Origin of the sequence: Streptomyces deccanensis (genome assembly GCF_022385335.1) — a bacterium.
GTDB lineage: Bacteria > Actinomycetota > Actinomycetes > Streptomycetales > Streptomycetaceae > Streptomyces > Streptomyces deccanensis.
Window position 1 is genome coordinate 7,194,563 of sequence record NZ_CP092431.1, and the last position, 20,834, is coordinate 7,215,396.

13 protein-coding genes are annotated in these 20,834 nt (G+C 72.7%); 8 read left to right on the forward strand and 5 right to left on the reverse strand.

Annotated features, from left to right (window positions below):
• Positions 1-94: 94 nt before the first annotated feature.
• On the reverse strand, positions 95-1,093 hold the full coding sequence (locus tag L3078_RS32050) for an aldo/keto reductase (protein ID WP_239757424.1): 999 nt from the start codon (positions 1,091-1,093) through the stop codon (positions 95-97).
• Between the two features lie 76 nt (positions 1,094-1,169).
• Between L3078_RS32050 and L3078_RS32055 the strand changes: the two genes are divergently transcribed.
• The 8 genes from L3078_RS32055 (at position 1,170) to L3078_RS32090 (ending at position 15,249) form a co-directional block, all read left to right on the forward strand.
• Positions 1,170-2,171: a 2-hydroxyacid dehydrogenase gene (locus tag L3078_RS32055; protein ID WP_239757425.1), complete on the forward strand. Its 1,002-nt coding sequence runs from the start codon at positions 1,170-1,172 to the stop codon at positions 2,169-2,171.
• 392 nt (positions 2,172-2,563) lie between these two features.
• Positions 2,564-5,716, forward strand: a complete 3,153-nt coding sequence (locus tag L3078_RS32060) for an EAL domain-containing protein (protein ID WP_239757426.1) — start codon at positions 2,564-2,566, stop codon at positions 5,714-5,716.
• A 246-nt stretch (positions 5,717-5,962) separates the two neighbouring features.
• A complete protein-coding gene (locus L3078_RS32065) occupies positions 5,963-7,810 on the forward strand; it encodes an acetolactate synthase large subunit (protein ID WP_239757427.1) in 1,848 nt (615 codons plus the stop codon).
• 25 nt (positions 7,811-7,835) lie between these two features.
• A complete protein-coding gene (gene ilvN, locus L3078_RS32070) occupies positions 7,836-8,363 on the forward strand; it encodes an acetolactate synthase small subunit (protein WP_239757428.1) in 528 nt (175 codons plus the stop codon).
• A 118-nt stretch (positions 8,364-8,481) separates the two neighbouring features.
• On the forward strand, positions 8,482-9,483 hold the full coding sequence (gene ilvC, locus L3078_RS32075; RefSeq protein WP_033526863.1) for a ketol-acid reductoisomerase: 1,002 nt from the start codon (positions 8,482-8,484) through the stop codon (positions 9,481-9,483).
• Between the two features lie 229 nt (positions 9,484-9,712).
• On the forward strand, positions 9,713-11,302 hold the full coding sequence (serA, locus tag L3078_RS32080) for a phosphoglycerate dehydrogenase (RefSeq protein WP_045562451.1): 1,590 nt from the start codon (positions 9,713-9,715) through the stop codon (positions 11,300-11,302).
• Positions 11,303-11,600: 298 nt separating this feature from the next.
• The gene (locus L3078_RS32085; protein WP_239757429.1) at positions 11,601-14,537 is read left to right on the forward strand and encodes a helix-turn-helix transcriptional regulator; all 2,937 of its coding nucleotides are present in this window, start codon (positions 11,601-11,603) and stop codon (positions 14,535-14,537) included.
• A gap of 91 nt (positions 14,538-14,628) precedes the next feature.
• Positions 14,629-15,249 carry a TetR/AcrR family transcriptional regulator gene (locus L3078_RS32090; protein ID WP_239757430.1) on the forward strand — a complete coding sequence of 207 codons (621 nt, stop codon included), beginning with the start codon at positions 14,629-14,631 and terminating at the stop codon, positions 15,247-15,249.
• Here the strand turns inward: L3078_RS32090 and L3078_RS32095 are convergent.
• From L3078_RS32095 to L3078_RS32110, 4 genes are all read right to left on the reverse strand, one after another.
• A complete protein-coding gene (locus L3078_RS32095) occupies positions 15,246-15,947 on the reverse strand; it encodes an ATP-binding cassette domain-containing protein (protein ID WP_239757431.1) in 702 nt (233 codons plus the stop codon). The genes L3078_RS32090 and L3078_RS32095 overlap by 4 nt on opposite strands.
• The gene (locus tag L3078_RS32100) at positions 15,944-16,963 is read right to left on the reverse strand and encodes an ABC transporter ATP-binding protein (protein ID WP_239760541.1); all 1,020 of its coding nucleotides are present in this window, start codon (positions 16,961-16,963) and stop codon (positions 15,944-15,946) included. Before L3078_RS32100 ends, L3078_RS32095 begins: the two co-directional genes overlap by 4 nt.
• A gap of 271 nt (positions 16,964-17,234) precedes the next feature.
• Complete coding sequence (locus L3078_RS32105; protein ID WP_239760542.1) at positions 17,235-19,019, reverse strand: ABC transporter permease subunit; 1,785 nt, start codon at positions 19,017-19,019, stop codon at positions 17,235-17,237.
• Positions 19,020-19,180: 161 nt separating this feature from the next.
• Positions 19,181-20,671: an ABC transporter substrate-binding protein gene (locus L3078_RS32110; RefSeq protein ID WP_239757432.1), complete on the reverse strand. Its 1,491-nt coding sequence runs from the start codon at positions 20,669-20,671 to the stop codon at positions 19,181-19,183.
• Positions 20,672-20,834: the final 163 nt, after the last annotated feature.

Here is a 20,834-nt window from a genome sequence, read left to right on the forward strand (position 1 = left end):
GATGCAGGCCGCGCGGCGGGCCGACGGCCGCCTCCTGAGTCCCTGGCCCCTGGCCCCATGGCCCCTGGGCCCTGGTCCGAAAGTCCCGCGCGCCTCAGTCCCAGGATCCCCGCGCGGGCGGCAGGGCCGCCACCTCGGCCAGGTCCTGCGGCGTCAGGCGCAGCGCGTGGGCGGCCGCGTTCTCCGTCACCCACCGGGCCTGCTTCGTCCCCGGCACCGGGACCACGTGGGGGCCGAGGGACAGGATCCAGGCGAGGGCGACCTGGGCCGGCGTCACCGTCGCCCCGTGGCGGGCCGCGACCCGGCGCAGTCCGACGACGAGGGGCTGGTTGGCCGCCATCATCTCGGCGGTGAAGCGGGGGTGGCGGGCCCGGAGATCGTCCGGCTCGAAGCCCTCGCCGGGCGTCAGGGTGCCGGTGAGGAAACCATTCCCCAGAGGCATGGCCGCGAGAAAGCCGATGCCACGGGCCACGCACCACGGAAGGAGGGCGTCCAGCGCCTCCCGCGACCAGACCGACAACTCCGCCTGCACCGCGCTCACCGGGAAGATCTGCTGGACCCGCTGGAGCTGGCGGAGCGTGGTGTCGTGCACCCCCGCTCCCGGCCGACGGCCCGCCCGCGCGCCCACCGCGCACAGACCCAACGCCCGCACCTTCCCGGCCTGGACGAGTTCCGCCATCGCGCCCCACGTCTCCTCCACGGGCACCTCGGGGTCCGCGCGATGGAGCTGGTAGAGGTCGATGACATCGGTCTGGAGCCGGCGCAGCGAGGCGTCGCAGGCACGTTTCACATAGCCGGGGCGGCCGTTGGCCACGATGTGCTGCTCGCCCACCAGCAGGCCGACCTTGGTGGAGACGAAGGCCTCCGCGCGGCGCTCCTTCAGCACCCGGCCCACCAGCAGCTCGTTGGTGAAGGGGCCGTACATGTCGGCCGTGTCCAGCAGCGTGGTGCCGAGGTCGAGGGCCCGGTGCACCGTCCGCATCGACTCGTCGCCCCGTTGCCGCGACCCGGTGTACGCCCAGCTCATCGGCATGCACCCGAGTCCTACGGCCCCCACCTCGAGCGTCGCCGCGCCGATCGTCCTGCGCTCCACCTGGTCGTGACCCTCCCTCTCCCGAACCCCCAACCTAACCTCTGCCGTAGCGGGTACCTGACATAGCCTCCGGAGCATGACTGCTGACGCGACCGCAGACCCGACCCCGGACGTGACCGCCGACGTGTGGCTCTCCATCCCGCCGGACGAGATCGAGGGGCTCCCGAAGGGCCCCAACTACCTCTTCTGGGACGGGGGCGAGGACGGCACGCAGCCCTATCCGGGCGACCCCGCCGACTGCGTCCTGTACGTGGTCCCCTATATGAAGCGCCGGGCGGTGGCGGCCAACCCGCTGGCGGCCATGCGGAACCTGCGCGTCGTCCAGACGCTCACGGCCGGGGTCGACGACATCACGGCCCGGCTGTCCGTGGTCGCTCCCGGTGTCCAGCTGTGCAACGCCCGCGGAGTGCACGAGGCCAGCACGGCCGAACTCGCGCTCACCCTGACCCTCGCCTCGCTGCGCGGTGTCCCCGACTTCGTCCGGGCCCAGCAACAGGAGCGCTGGCAGGGCGACTTCCGCCCCGCGCTCGCCGACAGGACGGTGCTGATCGTCGGTTACGGCGCGATCGGCGCCGCCATCGAGGACCGGCTCGTTCCCTTCGAGGTGGCGCGGGTGGCGCGCGTCGCGCGCTCTGAGCGCACCACGGCGCGCGGACCGGTGCATTCGTTCACCGAACTGCCCTCCCTGCTGCCGCAGGCGGATGTCGTGATCCTGTCCACGCCTCTCACGGAACAGACGAAAGGCCTGGTCAACGCCGATTTCCTGGCCCACATGAAGAACGGGGCCCTCTTGGTGAATGTTGCCCGCGGAGGCGTCGTCGACACCAAGGCGCTGCTGACAGAACTGGACAACGGCCGCATCACCGCGGCGCTCGACGTCACCGATCCCGAGCCGCTGCCGCCGGGGCACCCGCTCTGGCGCGCGCCCGGGGTGCTCATCAGCCCGCACGTCGGCGGTCCCACGTCGGCCTTCCTGCCGCGTGCCAAAAGGCTGTTGGTGGACCAGTTGGGGCGTTTCGTGAACCGGGAGCCACTGCGCAACGTGGTCCTTACGACAGGCGAGACGGACGACGCGTAATCCACTTCGGGCACCCTCCGCATTCCTTCGGAAGCGGAACGTGCTCGTGTTGCCGCAGGTGGTCACTGAGCGTAGAGGAACTATGTCCCTGAGTGACGAGACTGGTGTATCGTCCCCGACAGGGGCTGCGCCGCGCACCGTTCGGCGCCGGGGACGGACTTGAGACAGCGAGGGGGGCGACGGGCGATGCACGGCCTATGGACGAACGATCCGACGCGGCGGAGCCGGCGACGGCGACCCTGGCGAGCTGCGACGCGGAGGCACCCGCACGGGAGCCACGGCGGCAGCGGCGGTCACGGTCAGTACCGCAGGCACAGCAGCCGCAGAAAGCACACCCACCCGACGCAGCGGGACCGGCGGGACACGGGAGCGGCGCTCACCGGGGAGACCCCGTGAGCACCCGCCCGTCCTCCGCCTCCACGCTGGACCCCACGCTCCGGGCCGCCAAGCCGTCGTCCGGATCGCTGTCGCCCGGCGGGCAGGCGTCCGGCCGCGGTGGCGGGAGCCTGCGGGCCCAGCTCGTCCTCGCCCTGCTCTGCGCGGCCTACGCCGTCGGCGCCGCGTTCGGCTGGGGCAATGAGCAAGTCGCCCTCGTCATGGGTGACTTCGGGCTCAGCGCCGCCGCGGCGGCCGCCGCCGTCTCCTGCTTCCGCTACGCGCGCAGCCGCCGCAGCCGCTTTCGACCCGCCTGGCTGCTCTTCGCCCTCTCCTCCGCCATGGCGGCCCTGGGCAACGGCGTCTGGGGGTGGTACGAGGTCGTCCTGGAGCGGCCCGTGCCCGAACCGAGCTACGCGGACCTGTTCTTCCTCTGCTTCGCGCCACCCGCCATCGTCGGCCTGCTGGTGCTGGCCAAGAGGCCCGTGACCAAGGCCGGCTGGGTCTGCCTGGCCCTGGACTCCTGGCTCATCGGCGGTTCCCTCGTCACCCTCTCCTGGAGCCTGGCGCTCGCCCAGAACGCCCAGCTGGAGGACTCCAACACGGCGCACACCGCGCTCTCGCTGGCCTACCCGCTGCTCGACATCGCGCTGGTCAGCATGGTGCTCGCGCTGCACTTCCGCCGCTCCTCGATGCACCGCTCCGCGGTCAACACGGCGATCGGCGCCCTCGCGCTCACCGTGATGTGCGACGCCCTGTTCACCTCGCCCCTGCTGCACACCAGCTACCAGTCCGGTCAGCTCCTGGACGCCGGCTGGTTCGCGGGCTCCCTGCTCCTCGCCTACGCTCCCTGGGCCGGCCAGCGCGGCGGACAGGCGGACGAGGGCGGGCACGGGCGCGTGGTGCACGAACACATCCCCGGCCAGCGGCACGACGTGCACGCGGGCCACCGCCACGAGGCGCACCCCGGCCACCGCCACGAAGCGCAGCCGGGCCACCGGCACGAGACGCACCCGGGCCACCGGCACGACGGTTCTCCGGGAGGGCACGTCCATGTGCTCCTCCAGGGAGGAGGCCACGGTCGGTATCCGGCCAACCGCCCCATCGCCGGATCCCTGGCCGCACTCACTCCGTACCTGGCCGCAGCCGTCTGCACCCTGGGCATCCTCTACAACGTCCTCAACGGCCGCAGCGTCGACCGCGTCGTGCTCATCACCGCCTGCACCGTCGTGCTCGCGCTGGTCGTCCGCCAGGGCATCATGCTCCTGGACAACATCACCCTCACCCAGGAACTGGCCCAGAAGGAGAACCACTTCCGCTCCCTGGTCCAGGGCTCCAGCGACGTCATCATGATCGCCGCGCCGAACGGCATCCTCCGCTACGTCAGCCCGGCCGCCGCCGGGGTCTACGGCCGCCCCGCGGAGGACCTCGTCGGCAAGGAGCTGGCCTCGATCATCCACCCCGAGGACCTCGGCTGCGTCGTCCACGAGGTGCGCCGCTTCCTCGCCGCCAGCCCCGCCGAGGAGCCCACCACCCGCATCGAGTGCCGCTTCAAGGCCGGCGGGGGAGGCTGGCTGAACGTGGAGTCCACGGTCAACCGCCACCACGGCGGCCTGATCTTCAACAGCCGGGACGTGACCGAAAGAGTGCGCCTGCAGGCCCAGCTGCAGCACAACGCCGAGCACGACCCGCTCACCGACCTGCCCAACCGCGCCCTGTTCACCAAGCGCGTCCAGCAGGCGCTCTCCGGCCGCCGCTCCTCCGACCGGGGCGCCGCCCTGCGCAACACGGCGGTCCTCTTCATCGACCTCGACGGCTTCAAGGCCGTCAACGACACCATCGGGCACCAGGCCGGGGACGAGCTGCTCGTCCAGGCCGCCCGCAGACTCCAGGACGCCGTCCGGCAGGGGGACACCGCCTCCCGCCTCGGCGGCGACGAGTTCGCCGCCCTCATCGTCGGCGACGGCTCCCGCGACCGGGCCGCCCGCGAGCAGCACATCCTGGAGCTCGCCGACCGCCTCAGGATCGCCCTCTCGCAGCCGTACACCATCGACGGCAACGACGTCCGGGTGGCCGCCTCCATCGGGGTCTCCTTCGCCGAGCCCGGCCTCGGCGCGGGGGAGCTGCTGCGCAACGCCGACCTCGCCATGTACCGCGCCAAGGCGTCCGGCAAGGGCCGCGTCGAGCTGTACAAGCCCCAGATGCAGCAGGACGTCGTACGCAAGGCCGAGCTGGCCACCCGGCTGCGGGCCGCGCTGCACGACGGCGAGTTCATGCTGCTGAACCAGCCCGTGGTGGAGTTGGAGACCGGCCGGATCTCGTCGGTCGCCACGGCCGCCCGATGGCGTTCGTCCCAGGGGGTGCTGTTCACGCCCGCGGAGTTCCTGCGGGTCTCCGAGGACAGCGACAAGACCGCCGAGCTGGGCCGCTGGATGCTGGAACAGGCCGTCGAGCAGGCCGCCGACCGTCTCACCAACGGGCTGAACGTGCCGGTGTCCGTCCGGATGAGCGCCCGGCGCCTGCTGGACCGCTCACTGCCCCCGGGCTCGCTGGAGGCGCTCCTGGCCCGCCATGGGCTGCCCTCCGGCTCCCTGGTCGTGGAGCTCTCCGACACCGAGCTCAAGGGCCCGCTCGACGAGCTGGAGCGCCGGTTGCACCACCTGCGGCGACTCGGCGTCCGGATCGCCCTGGACGGCCTCGGCAGCGGACACGCGGCCATCACCGCGCTGCGGCGTCTCCCCGTCGACGTGCTGAAGCTCGACCGCAGCCTCGTCGAGGGCATCGTGGAGTCCACCCGGCTGCACAAGATCACCCGGGGGTTGCTGCGCATCGCCGACGACCTGGGGCTCCAGTCCGTCGCCGACGGCGTGGACCTGCCCGAGCAGGTGGTCGTCCTGCGCGCGATGGGCTGCACCCACGGGCAGGGCGCGGCCTTCTCCGGACCACTGGACGAGTACCGGCTCCGCCGGGCCCTGTCCCTCGGGCACTACCCGGTGCCCGGAGGGCCCGCGGAACCCGCGTTCGCGGGTGGCGCGAGAGAGCCCGAGGGGCGTGTCGGGGGTGAGCGGGCATGGCGGAGCGCGGGGGTGTACACAAGTGGTGTACCCGCTGTTTATGGAGGCGGAAGTGCCCTTCGCTCACATAATGAGACTCCCGTCCCACCCGCTTGACACGCGGTGCGCGCGAGGGGGAGGGTCAGTGCCATGCGCACCCGAATCCTCGTACTTGGAAAGCGCGTCGGCTGAAGCTGGGACCCACCGGACCGTGTTCCGGAATCCCCAGCGACCGTTCCCGGCGCGCTCCCCTCGCTTGCCTCGTGGCAAGGAGGGGTTTTTTGTTGCACGGGCACCAGTCGGCGTGAGCCGCACACCGCACGAACCTCGCAAAACACCCTCAGCATCGAGAAGAGAATGCCGATGACCGAGCAGGCCACCGGGGCCCACCATCCGCAGCCGCGGCCCCGATCCGGAGGACCGACCACCCCCGTCGAGCACGTCACGGGTGCGCAGTCCCTCATCCGCTCGCTTGAGGAGGTCGGGGCCGACACCGTGTTCGGCATCCCCGGGGGCACCATCCTGCCGGCGTACGACCCGATGATGGACTCCAAGCGGGTGCGCCACGTGCTGGTCCGCCACGAGCAGGGCGCCGGCCACGCGGCCACCGGTTACGCGCAGGCCACCGGCAAGGTCGGGGTGTGCATGGCGACGTCCGGGCCGGGCGCCACCAACCTGGTCACCCCGATCGCGGACGCGCACATGGACTCCGTGCCGCTGGTCGCGATCACCGGGCAGGTCGCGGTCAAGGCGATCGGCACGGACGCCTTCCAGGAGGCGGACATCGTCGGCATCACCATGCCGATCACCAAGCACAGCTTCCTGGTGACCAAGGCGGAGGACATCCCCCGGGCGATCGCGCAGGCGTTCCACATCGCCTCCACCGGCCGCCCGGGACCGGTCCTGGTCGACATCCCCAAGGACGTCCTCCAGGCGAAGACCACCTTCTCCTGGCCGCCCGCCATGGACCTGCCCGGCTACCGGCCCGTCACCAAGCCGCACGCCAAGCAGATCCGTGAGGCCGCCAAGCTGATCACCGCCGCCAAGCGGCCCGTGCTGTACGTCGGCGGCGGTGTCCTCAAGGCGCGGGCCACGGCCGAGCTGAAGGTGCTGGCCGAGCTGACCGGCGCCCCCGTCACCACCACCCTGATGGCGCTCGGCGCGTTCCCCGACAGCCACCCGCAGCACCTGGGCATGCCCGGCATGCACGGTTCGGTGGCCGCCGTGACCGGCCTGCAGAAGGCCGACCTGATCGTCGCGCTCGGCGCCCGCTTCGACGACCGCGTCACCGGCAAGCTGGACAGCTTCGCGCCGTTCGCCAAGATCGTCCACGCGGACATCGACCCGGCGGAGATCGGCAAGAACCGCGCCGCCGACGTGCCGATCGTGGGGGACGCCCGCGAGGTCATCGCCGACCTGATCCAGGCGGTGCAGAAGGAGCACAGCGAGGGCGCGCAGGGCGACTACAGCGCCTGGTGGAAGGACCTCAACCGCTGGCGCGAGACCTACCCGCTCGGCTACGACCAGCCGGCCGACGGCTCGCTCTCCCCGCAGGCGGTCATCGAGCGCATCGGTCAGCTCGCCCCCGAGGGCACGATCTTCACGGCGGGCGTCGGCCAGCACCAGATGTGGGCCGCCCACTTCATCCAGTACGAGAAGCCCGCCACCTGGCTGAACTCCGGCGGCGCCGGAACGATGGGGTACGCGGTCCCGGCCGCCATGGGCGCCAAGGCCGGCGCCCCGGACCGGCCGGTCTGGGCGATCGACGGCGACGGCTGCTTCCAGATGACCAACCAGGAACTGACCACCTGCGCCCTGAACAACATCCCGATCAAGGTCGCCATCATCAACAACGGCGCCCTCGGCATGGTCCGCCAGTGGCAGACGCTGTTCTACAACCAGCGCTACTCCAACACCGTCCTGCACAGCGGCCCGGACGACGTGAACCCCAACGCCCGCGGCACCCGCGTCCCCGACTTCGTCAAGCTGTCGGAGGCCATGGGCTGTTACGCCATCCGCTGCGAGTCCCCGGACGACCTCGACAAGGTCATCGAGGAGGCGAACTCGATCAACGACCGCCCGGTCGTCATCGACTTCGTCGTCCACGAGGACGCGATGGTGTGGCCGATGGTCGCCGCCGGCACCTCCAACGACACGATCATGGCCGCCCGGGACGTCCGCCCCGACTTCGGCGACAACGAAGACGACTGAGAGCCGTAGGTAAAGGAACCCGACCATGTCCAAGCACACGCTCTCCGTCCTGGTGGAGAACACCCCCGGCATCCTCGCCCGGATCGCCGCCCTGTTCTCCCGCCGCGGCTTCAACATCGACTCGCTCGCGGTCGGTGTCACCGAGCACCCCGAGATCTCCCGCATCACCATCGTCGTGACGGTGGTCGACGAACTGCCCCTGGAGCAGGTGACGAAGCAGCTCAACAAGCTCGTCAACGTCCTGAAGATCGTCGAACTGGAGCCGGGCTCCGCCGTTCAGCGGGAACTCGTTCTGGTGAAGGTGCGCGCCGACAACGAGACGCGCTCCCAGATCGTCGAGATCGTCCAGCTGTTCCGCGCCAAGACCGTCGACGTCTCCCCGGAGGCCGTCACCATCGAGGCCACCGGGTCCAGCGACAAGCTGTCCGCCATGCTCAAGATGCTGGAGCCGTTCGGCATCAAGGAGCTGGTCCAGTCCGGCACGATCGCGATCGGCCGCGGTGCCCGTTCGATCACGGACCGCTCGCTGCGCGCCCTGGACCGATCGGCCTGACGCGTCGAACGGGCGGCCGACGACGCGCGGCCGCCCGTATGCCGAGACCCGCAGACCTTCATTCCGCCCGCCGTCATACGGTGGGACGCAACACCTGCACTCAAGGAGAGAACCCAAAGTGGCCGAGCTGTTCTACGACGCTGACGCCGACCTGTCCATCATCCAGGGCCGCAAGGTCGCGGTCATCGGCTACGGCAGCCAGGGCCACGCCCACGCGCTGTCCCTGCGCGACTCGGGCGCGGACGTCCGCGTCGGTCTGCACGAGGGCTCCAAGTCCAAGGCGAAGGCCGAGGAGCAGGGCCTGCGCGTGGTGACCCCCTCGGAGGCCGCCGCCGAGGCCGACGTCATCATGATCCTCGTCCCGGACCCGATCCAGGCCCAGGTCTACGAGGACCACATCAAGGACAACCTCAAGGACGGCGACGCGCTGTTCTTCGGTCACGGCCTGAACATCCGCTTCGGCTTCATCAAGCCCCCGGCCGGCGTCGACGTCTGCATGGTCGCCCCCAAGGGCCCGGGCCACCTGGTCCGCCGCCAGTACGAGGAGGGCCGCGGCGTTCCGTGTATCGCCGCCGTCGAGCAGGACGCCACGGGCAACGCGTTCGCGCTGGCGCTGTCGTACGCCAAGGGCATCGGCGGCACCCGCGCCGGCGTCATCAAGACGACCTTCACCGAGGAGACCGAGACCGACCTCTTCGGCGAGCAGGCCGTTCTCTGCGGTGGTACGGCCGCGCTGGTCAAGGCCGGTTTCGAGACGCTGACCGAGGCCGGCTACCAGCCGGAGATCGCGTACTTCGAGTGCCTGCACGAGCTGAAGCTGATCGTCGACCTCATGTACGAGGGCGGCCTGGAGAAGATGCGCTGGTCGATCTCCGAGACCGCCGAGTGGGGCGACTACGTCACCGGTCCCCGCATCATCACGGACGCCACCAAGGCCGAGATGAAGAAGGTCCTCGCCGAGATCCAGGACGGCACCTTCGCCCAGCAGTGGATGGACGAGTACCACGGCGGTCTGAAGAAGTACAACGAGTACAAGACCCAGGACTCCGAGCACCTGCTGGAGACCACGGGCAAGGAGCTGCGCAAGCTCATGAGCTGGGTCAACGACGAAGAGGCGTGATCCGAGGGGCCGGTCACGGCGGGGTTCACCCGGTGCCGTGACCGGCCTCGTTTTCACGTCCGGGTGACCTTTCCCCGGTGGCGTGGGACGACGCCCCCGGCGCCACTACACTGCTGCACTACATACGCGTCGGGCCCACAGCGTCGTGCGTCTTCCACGCGGACACCACCCTCCACCGCCTGCGGCCGTCGGGACGGCCGTCCGCAGCATTGGATTTGTGAGGACTCACGTGAGCTCGAAACCAGTCGTACTGATCGCTGAAGAGCTGTCGCCCGCCACCGTCGACGCGCTGGGCCCGGACTTCGAGATCCGGAACGTCAACGGAGCGGACCGAGCCGAACTGCTCCCCGCCATCGCCGATGTCGACGCGATCCTGATCCGCTCGGCCACCAAGGTCGACGCCGAGGCGATCGCCGCCGCGAAGAAGCTGAAGGTCGTCGCGCGCGCCGGCGTCGGCCTGGACAACGTGGACGTCTCCGCCGCCACCAAGGCCGGCGTGATGGTCGTCAACGCCCCCACCTCGAACATCGTGACCGCCGCCGAGCTGGCCTGCGGTCTGCTCCTCGCCACCGCCCGCCACATCCCGCAGGCGAACACGGCGCTGAAGAACGGCGAGTGGAAGCGCAGCAAGTACACGGGCGTGGAGCTGGCCGAGAAGACCCTCGGTGTCGTCGGCCTCGGCCGCATCGGCGCCCTGGTCGCCCAGCGCATGTCCGCCTTCGGCATGAAGGTCGTCGCCTACGACCCCTACGTGCAGCCCGCGCGCGCCGCGCAGATGGGCGTGAAGGTCCTGTCGCTGGACGAGCTGCTGGAGGTCTCCGACTTCATCACCGTCCACCTGCCGAAGACCCCCGAGACGGTCGGCCTGATCGGCGCCGAGGCGCTGCAGAAGGTCAAGCCCTCGGTGCGCATCGTCAACGCCGCGCGCGGCGGGATCGTCGACGAGGCCGCGCTGTACTCGGCGCTCAAGGAGGGCCGCGTCGCCGGCGCCGGCCTCGACGTGTACGCCAAGGAGCCCTGCACCGACTCGCCGCTGTTCGAGCTGGACGAGGTCGTCTGCACCCCGCACCTGGGCGCCTCCACCGACGAGGCCCAGGAGAAGGCCGGTATCGCCGTGGCCCGCTCCGTGCGCCTCGCCCTCGCCGGTGAGCTGGTCCCGGACGCGGTGAACGTGCAGGGCGGTGTCATCGCCGAGGACGTCAAGCCGGGTCTGCCGCTCGCCGAGCGGCTCGGCCGGATCTTCACCGCGCTCGCCGGTGAGGTCGCGGTCCGCCTCGACGTCGAGGTGTACGGCGAGATCACCCAGCACGATGTGAAGGTGCTGGAGCTGTCCGCGCTCAAGGGTGTCTTCGAGGACGTCGTCGACGAGACGGTGTCGTACGTCAACGCTCCGCTGTTCGCGCAGGAGCGCGGCGTGGAGGTGCGGCTGACGACGTCGTCCGAGTCGCCGGACCACCGCAATGTCGTCACCGTGCGCGGCACGCTCGGCAGCGGCGAGGAGGTGTCGGTGTCCGGGACGCTTGCCGGGCCGAAGCACCACCAGAAGATCGTCGCGGTCGGTGAGTACGACGTGGATCTCGCGCTCGCCGACCACATGGTCGTCCTCAGCTACGTGGACCGGCCCGGTGTCGTCGGCACCGTGGGGCGGGTCTTCGGTGAGGCCGGTATCAACATCGCCGGGATGCAGGTCGCGCGTTCCGCGGCCGGTGGGGAGGCGCTGGCGGTGTTGACGGTGGACGACACGGTGCCGCCGGCGGTGCTTGCCGAGGTCGCCGAGGAGATCGGGGCGACGTCGGCGCGGTCGGTCAACCTGGTCTGAGGTCGCTGTTCCGCTGGGGCGGGGCCTGGTCGCCTGTGGGTGGCTGGGCCCCGCCTTTTGCGCCCCCGCCGCCCCTACCCGTCCCATCCCCAAGGGGCTGCGCCCCTTTGACCCCCATGCGTCCGTCCGGTGGGGCTTCTCGCGCAGTTCCCCGCGCCCCTGAAAAAAGCGGGGCTGCGCCCCGGCTTTTTTCAGGCCCGCAGGGCCTGTCGCTTTTAGGGGCGCGGGGAACTGCGCGACCAGCCCCCACGCACCCGCACCCGACAACCCACCCCCGGCCGCATGCCAGGATGGCCGCGTGGCTCAGAGCATCGTGCACGCGCCGTTCGTCGGGCGGGACACCGAGATGGCCCGGCTGCGGGACATGCTGGACCGGGCCGGCGCCGGGGAGCCCCGGGCCGTGCTGGTCGCGGGGGACGCGGGGGTCGGGAAGAGCCGGACCCTGGCGGAGGCCGCGGCGTACGCGGCACGCAACGGCACCGTCGTCCTCACCGGCCACTGCGTCGACCTCGGCGACGTCGGCCTGCCCTATCTCCCGTTCACCGAGATCCTCGGCGCCCTCGCCGCCGACGAGCGCTTCGCGCCGCTGCTGGAGGCGCACCCGGCCACCGCACGCCTCCTCGGCGGCGGAGCGGACGGCAGCGACCGGCTCCAGCTCTTCGAGGGCGTCGCCGCGCTGCTGACGGACCTCGCCGGCACGACGCCCGTCCTGCTCGTGCTGGAGGACCTGCACTGGGCCGACCAGTCCTCGCGGGACCTGCTGCGCTTCCTGCTCAGCCGACCCGTGCTCCAGCGGCCCACCCCCGGCGCCCCCGCCCACCGGCTCGCCGTCTTCGCCTCGTACCGCGCGGACGATCTGCACCGTCGCCACCCGCTGCGCCCCCTGCTCGCCGAACTGGTGCGGCTGCCCGCCGTGGAACGGCTGGAGCTGAGGCCGATGCCGGACACGGAGGTGGCCCGGCTGGTGCGCTCGCTGCGCGCCGAGCCGCTGCCCGAGGCGACGGTGGGCCGGATCGTCGAGCGGGCGGAGGGCAACGCGTTCTACGCGGAGGAGTTGCTGGCCGCGACGGCGGAGGAGCCCGGCGCGGTGCTGCCGAGCGGGCTGGCCGACGTGCTGCTGATCCGGATCGAGCAACTGCCCGGCGCGGCCCAGCAGGTGCTGCGCACGGCCGCGGTCGCGGGCCGCAGGGTCGAGCACGAGCTGCTGCGGGACGCCGTGCAACTCTCCGACGACGAGCTGGAGTCGGCGCTGCGCGAGGCGGTCGGCCGCCAACTGCTGCTGCCGGGCGAGGGATCGACGTACGAGTTCCGGCACGCCCTCACCCGGGAGGCCGTCTACGCGGATCTGCTGCCGGGCGAACGGGTCCGGCTGCACGGGGTGTTCGCCAAGCTGCTGGCCCGCCGGGGGCGGGCGGGGGAGAGCGCCGAGCGTGCCCACCACTCGCGCGAGAGCCATGACCTCGCCGACGCGCTGACGGCGTCCGTCGAGGCCGCCGACCACGCGCACGGCATCGGGGCGCCCGCCGAGGAACTGCGGCAGTTGGAGGGCGCCCTGGACCTGTGGTCGTCCGTGGACGCCGGGGCACGGCCCCGGGACCTGGACCCGGTGACCCTGACCCTGCGCGCCTCGGCCGCCGCCGCGCGGGCCGGGGAGAACCACCGCGCGGTCTCCCTCTCCCGTTCGGCGCTCGCCGGAGCGGGCCCGGACGCGGACTCCGAGCTGGCCGCCCGGGTGCGCTACACCCTCGCCGGCGACCTGATGCGCGTGGACCATCTTCAGGCCGCGTTCCGGTACAGCAGCGAGGCGCTGGCGATGATCCCCGCCGAGCCGCCGTCCCGTACCTGGGTGTGGGCGGCGGCCACGCATGTGATGGCGGCGCGGTACGTGGGGGAGGACGAGGAGGCCGGGCGGGTGGCGAGGGAGGCGCTCGCCGTCGCCGAGCGTCTCGGACTGGCCGACGCACAGGCCGATCTGGTCATCTCCGTGGTGGGCCTCGACCCCCGGAGCAACCGGCGTACGCCGCGGGGCCGGGCGCGGCTGCGTGACGCCCGCGAGCTGGCCCGTGGCGCGGGCAACGTCCCGGTGGAGATGCGGGCCCTGTTCAACCTGGCCGTCGGCTGTTTCGAATCCGGCGACCTCGACGACTGCCTCGCCTGGCTCTCCGAGGGGCTGGACCGGGCGGGCCGCACCGGCCTGCTCTCCTCCCCGTACCCGGTGGAGATGCGGTACCTCCACTCCCTCTGTCTCTACACGCTGGGCCGCTGGGACGAGTGCCTCCGCTCGGCCGCCGACGCCGACCGGCTGCCCGCGGACGCCGGCTACGCGGTGGGTCCCGCCCTGTACGTCGCCCTCGCCCGGGGTGACGAACAGGGCGCCGTCGACCGGGCGCGCGCGCTCCTGGAGGGGCAGTACGACTTCATGGCGGCCCTGGTCGCGGGCATCACGCTCGTCGAGGCGGCCGTCCTGCGGCACGATCCCCAGGCGGCGGTCGCGCAGTTCCGCGCGAGTGTCGCCACCCTCACCGAGCAGGTGGGGGCCCGGCCCGACGCGACCGTGCGGCTCGCCGCGCTCACGCTCGGGGCGATCGCGGACGCGGTGGCGGAGCGGCGGTCGGCCGGGGACGAGGAGGCGGTGCGGCGCTGGACCGCCACGGCCGAGGAGTTGGTGCGGGCCGCGAGGGACACGGCCGCCGTGGGGGAGGACGGGAGCGAGCAGGGCCCCGAGGGGCTGGCCTGGCTGGCGCGGGCCGAGGCGGAGTGGACGCGGGTGCGTACCGGCCCCGAGGTGGACGTCTGGCGCGGGGCGGTGGACGCGTTCGCGTTCGGTGATCCGTACGAGTCGGCCCGTTGCCGGCTGCGGCTGGCGGAGGCGTTGCTGGCGGCGGGGGCGCGGGAGGAGGCGGAGGCCGAGGCGCGGGCGGTGGGGGAGACCGCCGACCGGCTGGGCGCCGTGCCGCTGCGCGCCGCCCTGGACGCGTTGGCCCGGCGGGGACGGTTGGGCGAGGCACCGGGAGGCGGGGAGGTGCCCGCGCTGACCGCGCGGGAGAGCGATGTCCTGCGGCTGCTCGCGCTCGGCCGGACCAACCGGCAGATCGGCGAGGAGCTGTTCATCACCGGGAAGACCGCGAGCGTCCATGTGTCCAACATCCTGGCCAAGCTGGGGGCGACGAGCCGTACGGAGGCGGTGGCCGTCGCCTACCGGCAGGGGCTGATCACCACCGGCTCGCCGACCTGACCGCTGATCGCCGGAACCGCGCGGGGCATGGGACGTATGTGTAAAACGTGCGTCTTGGACGCTTGTTCAGGCGCGCGGTTACGCTGACCCCATGGGACACCGTGAGGATCTGCTCGAAGGCGCCAAGCGTTGCCTGCTGGAGAAGGGGTTCGCGCGGACGACCGCGCGCGACGTCGTCAGGGAGTCGGGGACGAACCTGGCGTCCATCGGCTACCACTACGGTTCGAAGGACGCGTTGCTGGCGCAGGCGTACGTGGCGATGGTCGAGGAGGTCTCGGACACCTTCGAGGGCGGCGGGGCGGTCGGCAGCGACAGTGATCCCGGCTCCGTCGAACGGTTCCGCGAGGTGTGGGCGAACGCCGTGGAGACCATGCGGGCGCCGGGTTCGATGTGGCGGCTCAGCATGGAGGTGCTGGCCATGGGGGACCAACTCCCGGAGGTGCGCGAGCATCTGGCGCGGGCCCAGCGGGAGGCCGCGCGCGGGATCGTGACGCTGTTCATGGGCGGCCGGGACGAGGAGATCACGGACGCGGCGGCGGACACGCTCGGCCGCTTCTACCTCACCCTTCTGCTGGGCCTTGTCGCCCAGTGGACCTTCGACCCCGACACCGCACCCGACGCCGAGGCCCTCACCGAGGGGCTCCGCCAGGTGATGGAGGTGGCGAAGGGCCAGGGTGGCGTCGCGGCGAAGGACCGGGGCGGCATCGTCTAGGCCGTGGCGGTCCGGGCGGCCGGTACGAGTCTTCCGGCGCGCATCTCGATCGAGCGGTCCGCGAAGTGGCGTACGACCGCGCGGTCGTGGCAGATGAAGAGGTAGCCGAGGTTCAGCTCGTCCTGGAGGTCGGCGAGCAGGTTGAGGACGCCGGCCCGGATGGAGGGGTCCAGGGCGGACACCGGCTCGTCGAGCACCAGCAGGCGTGGCTCGGACGCCAACGCCCGTGCGATGCCGACCCGTTGGCACTGACCGCCGGACAACTCGTGCGGGAAGCGGTCGCCGAGGGCCGGGCTCAGGCCGACCCGGTCCAGGAGTCCGGCGACCCGGGCGGGGCCCGTGGCGTCCCAGCGGCCCTGCACGCGCAGGGGTTCCGCCACCGCCTCCCGGACGCGGTGGCGAGGGCTGAGCGAGCCGTACGGGTCCTGGAAGACCGGCTGCATACGGGGCCGGAGCGCGCGCAGCTCGCGTTCGGTCAGGGAGGTCAACTCCCGCCCCTCGAAGTGGACTTCGCCACCGTCAGGGCGGCGCAGCCGGAGCACGGCGGCGACCGTGGAGGACTTTCCGCAGCCGGACGGGCCGTTCAGGGCCAGCGTCTCGCCCGCCTCCACCGTGAAGGACACCCGGTCGACGGCGGTGACCGGGCCGTAGCGGACGACCAGGTCGCGCACGTCGAGCAGCGGGGCGTTCGGGTTCACGCGGGCTCCAGGAACAAGTCGGTCGCGGGGTGCGGGACTTCGTCCCAGCGGTGGCAGGAGACCTCATGCCCGTCCCTGGCCGTCCACGGCCGCGGTTCCTCGCGGCGGCAGCGGTCCTCCACGAGCGGGCAGCGCGGCGCGAAGGCGCAGCCCGGCGGGAGGGCGTCGGGGGCGGGCGGGGATCCGGGGATGGAGGGCAGCCGACGGCGACGGCGGCGGCCGGGACCGGTGTCATCGTGGTCGCGATCGCCGTTGCCTCCGCCGAGGTCGCCGTCGTCCGGTGGGAGCGACGCCAGCAGGCCCGCCGTGTACGGCGCCCGGGGGCGGCCCCACACGGTCGCCGCCGGGCCCTGTTCGACCTGACGTCCGGCGTACATCACCAGCACGCGGTCGGCGTGTTCCCGGACCACGCCCAGGTCATGGGTGACCAGCACGAGCGCGGCGCCGACGGCCTCCCGCTGGGCGGCGAGGACCCGCAGCACCTGTTCCTGGAGTTCCGCGTCGAGCGCGGTCGTGGGCTCGTCCGCGACGACGACATCGGGTTCGTTGATCGTCGCCATGGCGATCACGGCCCGCTGGCGCATGCCGCCGGAGTACTCGTGCGGATACGCCCGCGCCCTGCGTACGGCATCGGGGATGCCCACCCGGTCGAGCGCGGCGACCGCCCGGGCGCGGGCCTCCTTGCGCGAGACGCGCGCCACCGACCGTACGGCCGCGGCGAGTTGGTCGCCCACGGGGTGCACGGGGGACAGCGCCGACAACGCGTCCTGGGGGACCAGGGCGATACGTCGGCCCCGCTGGGCGGCGAGGTCCGCGTCCCCGCGCAGTCGTACGGTTCCGCTGCTCGTCGCGCCCTCGGGCAGCATCCCGAGCAGCGCCCGGGCCGTGAGGGACTTGCCCGCGCCCGACTCGCCCACCAGCGCGAGCACTTCGCGCGGCCGCACGTCGAAGGACAGCCCCCGCACGGCCTCGACCCCACCGAACGCGACCCGCAGCCCGCGCACGGAGAGCAGCACGTCGGAGGCGGGCGATGCGGCGGACGCGGGCGATGCGGCGGAGGTCGGTCGTCCGTCCGTGGCCGGTGACACGGTGGAGGCCGGTGGCGCGTCGGACCCAGGCGGCGCGTCGGAGTCCGGCGGCAGGTCGGAGGTCGGCGCCGCGCCGGACCTGGGCGGCCCATCTGACGGGTGCGGCCCCGACGACGGCGGCGGCCCGTCTGACGGGTGCGGTCCATCTGACGGCGGCGGCCCATCCGACGTAGGCGGCACGTCGGACCTCTGGGGCGGTTCAGACTTCGGTGGCACGTCGGACCTCTGCTGTGACTTCAACGGATGTGCTCCCCTTCGCCCTGTGGGCCCGACCGGGTTTCCGCGTGGGGCGGGCCGTCCGTGATTGCGCGTACGCCGCCCCCGACACCGCGAGGCCCGCCAGCAGGGCCAGGGCGACCGCCGGTGCCAGGGCCGCCCACGGCGCGCGTTCGACGTAGGCACGTGACTCGTCGAGGAGCAACCCCCACTCCGGGGTGGGTGGTTGGGCTCCGAGGCCCAGGAAGCCGAGGGAGGCGAGGGCCAGGGCGATGCCCGGGAGGCGCAGGACGGCGTGCCGGGCGACGGGGGCGGCGACCGACGGGAGGACGTGCCGGGTGAGGATCCACCACGGGCTCGCGCCGATCGCCCGCTGGGCGGTCAGGAACGCGGACGCGCGGACCTCCTGCACCAGCGCCGCCGCGTGCGCGGACAGGGCGGGCCAGGAGATCAGGGCCACGGCGAGGGCCGCGCCGCCCGTGCCGGGGCCGGCCACCGCGGCGACGAGGATGCCGACGATCACCGGAGGCAGCGCGTTGGCGATGTCCGCCGCGCCCGCCGCGACCCGGGGCAGGAAGCCGAGGGCCAGGGAGACGAGGAGGCTCAGGGCGCAGACCGCCGCCGCCGTGCCGACCGTGGTGGCCGCACCGTGGCCGAGGCGGGCCAGGACGTCACGGCCGAGCCCGTCCGTGCCGAGCGGGTGCGCCCAGGACGGCGGGAAGAGACGGGCGGTGGTGTCCACGGCGTACGGGTCGCGCAGCAGACCCCAGCCCACGGTGACCAGGAGGACGGCCGCCAGGGTCAGCGGGATCGCGGGGTGGACGCGGACCGGGCGGGCCGGCGGCAGGGTGAGGCCCGCGTCGCGCAGGGCCGGGCCGAGGAGCCGCCGCCGGGCGAGGGTGGCCAGGGCGCCCGCGACCAGGCCCAGGGCGAGGAGGGCGAGGACCGCGCCCTGGAGGAGGGGGATGTCCTGGGACTTGGCCGCGCCCAGTGCGGTACGGCCGATGCCGGGCACCGCGAACACCATCTCCACGGCGACCGCGCCGCCGGTCAGGCCGACGGCGGCCATGCCGAACTGCGGTACCAGGGGCGGCAGTACGCGGCGCAGCGCGGCCGCCGAGACCCGGGCCCGGCTCACGCCCGCGCCGCGCCACAGCTCCACCCAGCGTTCGTCGAGCACGGCGGGCAGCGCGTCCGCGACCAGGCGGCCCAGCAGACCGCCGGCCGGGACACCGAGGGCGATCGCGGGCAGCACGAGGTACTCCGGGCCCGCCCAGCCTGACGTGGGCAGCCAGCCCAGCCAGACCCCGCAGACCAGCAGCGCCACCGTGGCCAGCAGGAACTCGGGGACGGCGGCGAGCATCGCGGCGAACGCGCCGGCCGACCCCCGGCCCCGCAGGAGCACCGGGGCGACCAGTGCGCAGGCCAGCAGGAGGGCGACGGCGAAGGCGGTGCCCATCAGGCCGAGGGAGACCTGGAGGCCGGAGACCACCGAGGGCAGGACGTCCGTGCCCGACACCCATGACGTGCCGAGGTCGCCGCGCAGCAGTCCGGCGGCCCAACGCCCCAACAGGGAAAGGGGGCCCGCGCCGAGGCCCAGGTCCTCGCGGATCGCGGCCAGCGCCTCGGGCGTCGCCTCCTGCTCGGCCGACCGGGCGCGCAGCACGGTCAGCGCGGGGTCACGGCCGGACAGCCACGGCAGCAGACCGACGGCGGTCAGCGCGGCGAGGAGACAGAGGAGGCGGGTCAGCCCGGTGGCCCCGACCAGCGCCCCGACGAGGCGCCGCCCCCACCCGGTCCCGCTTGCTCCGGCCCCACGAGCCCACCGAACGGCTCCGACCGCCTCGGCGGCGGTTCGGGCGTCGCGTGCCCCGGCCGCCGATGAGCCTGCGGTCGGTTCGCCTGCGGTCGGTGCGTCTGTGGGCGTGCTCACTTGACGTAGGTGTCGGCCGTGACCAGTTCCCGCTCGCGCGGGTCGTGGGCCGCGTCCACGACTCCGGACGCGTCGCCCTGGATGACGCGCTCGTGCAGCATCGGCACGGCCGCGTCGGTGGTGAGGACGGCGGCCTCGGCGTCGATCACGGCCCGGCGGCGGGCGTCACCGGCGGCGGTGTCGGAGGCCCGGTCGAGGGCGGTGTCCACGGTCTTGTCCGCGAGCTGGGCGATGTTGAAGGAGCCGTCGGAGGCGAAGTCGCTGTAGAGGTACGCGGCCGGGTCACCGGAGTCGAGGACGGTCGCCCGGGAGAGGATGAACGCGTCGAACTCGCCCGCGAGCGCGTCGGACTCGATGTTGGCGTACTCGCGCACGTCGAGCTTCACCTTGAACCCGGCCTTCTGCAGCTGCTGTTGCAGCGTGGCGGCGACCTCGGGCAGCTCGGCGCGGTCGGTGAACGTGCCGATGGTGATGGACTGGCCGTCCGGGTCCCCCGCTTCGGCGCGCTTCACCGGTGACCGCAGTTCGGCGGCCCACGGGAGCGCGGGCCCGAGGAGCCCCTCGGCGACGTCCGCACGCCCCTCGTACACGCCCTTCACGATCGACTCGGCGTCGACGGCCTCGCGGGCGGCGGCGCGCAGCGAGGCGTCCTTGAACACGCCCTTCTCGGTGTTCAGATAGAGGGTGTTGGTGCGAGGCATCGGGACCTCGGTGATCAGGTCCTGGTCGAGCACGGCGGCCTGCGACACCGGGACCGCCTCGACGATGTCGGCCTCGCCGCTGCGCAGGGAGGCCGCGCGGGCGGTGCCGTCCGGCACGTACTTCACGTCGATCCCGGGGGCCTTGGCCTTGCCGCCCCAGTAGTCGTCGTAGCGGTCGAGGGCGGCGGAGGCGGTGCCGTTGACCTCGGTCAGCTCGAAGGGGCCGGTGCCGGCGCCGAGCGGGTTCACCGTCTTCCCCTCGTACGCCTTCGCCGCGAGGATCGACAGCTGCGGCGAGCTGAGGCGCTGCGGGACCAGCGGGTCCTCGACCGCCGTGGTGACGGTGACGGTGTCGCCGTCGGCCTTCGCGGTGAGCTCCACGCCGTCGAGGATGCGGGGCTTGGGGGAGGCGGTGGCCGCCTCGGTGAGGGAGTTGACGACGGCCTCACCCGTCAGCTTCGTACCGTCGTGGAACGTCACGCCCTTCCGGATCGTGAACGTCCACTTCTTGCCCGAGCGCTTCCACTCGGTGGCGAGCGCGGGCTGCGCGTCGCCCTCCGCGTTCAGCTTCACCAGGGTCTCCGCGGTCGACCAGCGGGACAGCTTGAACGCGTCGTCGGAGAGCGGCGACAGGCCCGAGCGGGGCGGCAGCATCATCGCGATCCGTATCCGCTTGCCCTCGCTCCCGGCCTCCTCGGGGCCCGTTGCCGAGAAGCAGCCCGTGAGCAGGGCGGAGGTCGCGGTGGTGACCGCGGTGAGCGGGACGAAACGGGCCGGGACGCGCACGGGACACTCCGAGTAAAGGCGTGGTCAAAGATTCAACGTGCCTGACCGTAACACGATGACAATCATTTTCAGAAGCGCGGTTTTGCGCCACCACGATGCCGCCACCCGACCCCGAACACGCAGGCCGGAGGGCATTGTCAGTGCCCCCTGCCATGGTGGGGCC

Bases quoted from the DNA above. Each gene is read 5' to 3' on its own strand.
- ilvN (WP_239757428.1), top strand. From the start codon at position 7,836: ATGTCCAAGCACACGCTCTCCGTCCTGGTGGAGAACACCCCCGGCATC.
- L3078_RS32065 (WP_239757427.1), top strand. From the start codon at position 5,963: ATGACCGAGCAGGCCACCGGGGCCCACCATCCGCAGCCGCGGCCCCGA.
- L3078_RS32055 (WP_239757425.1), top strand. From the start codon at position 1,170: ATGACTGCTGACGCGACCGCAGACCCGACCCCGGACGTGACCGCCGAC.
- L3078_RS32090 (WP_239757430.1), top strand. From the start codon at position 14,629: ATGGGACACCGTGAGGATCTGCTCGAAGGCGCCAAGCGTTGCCTGCTG.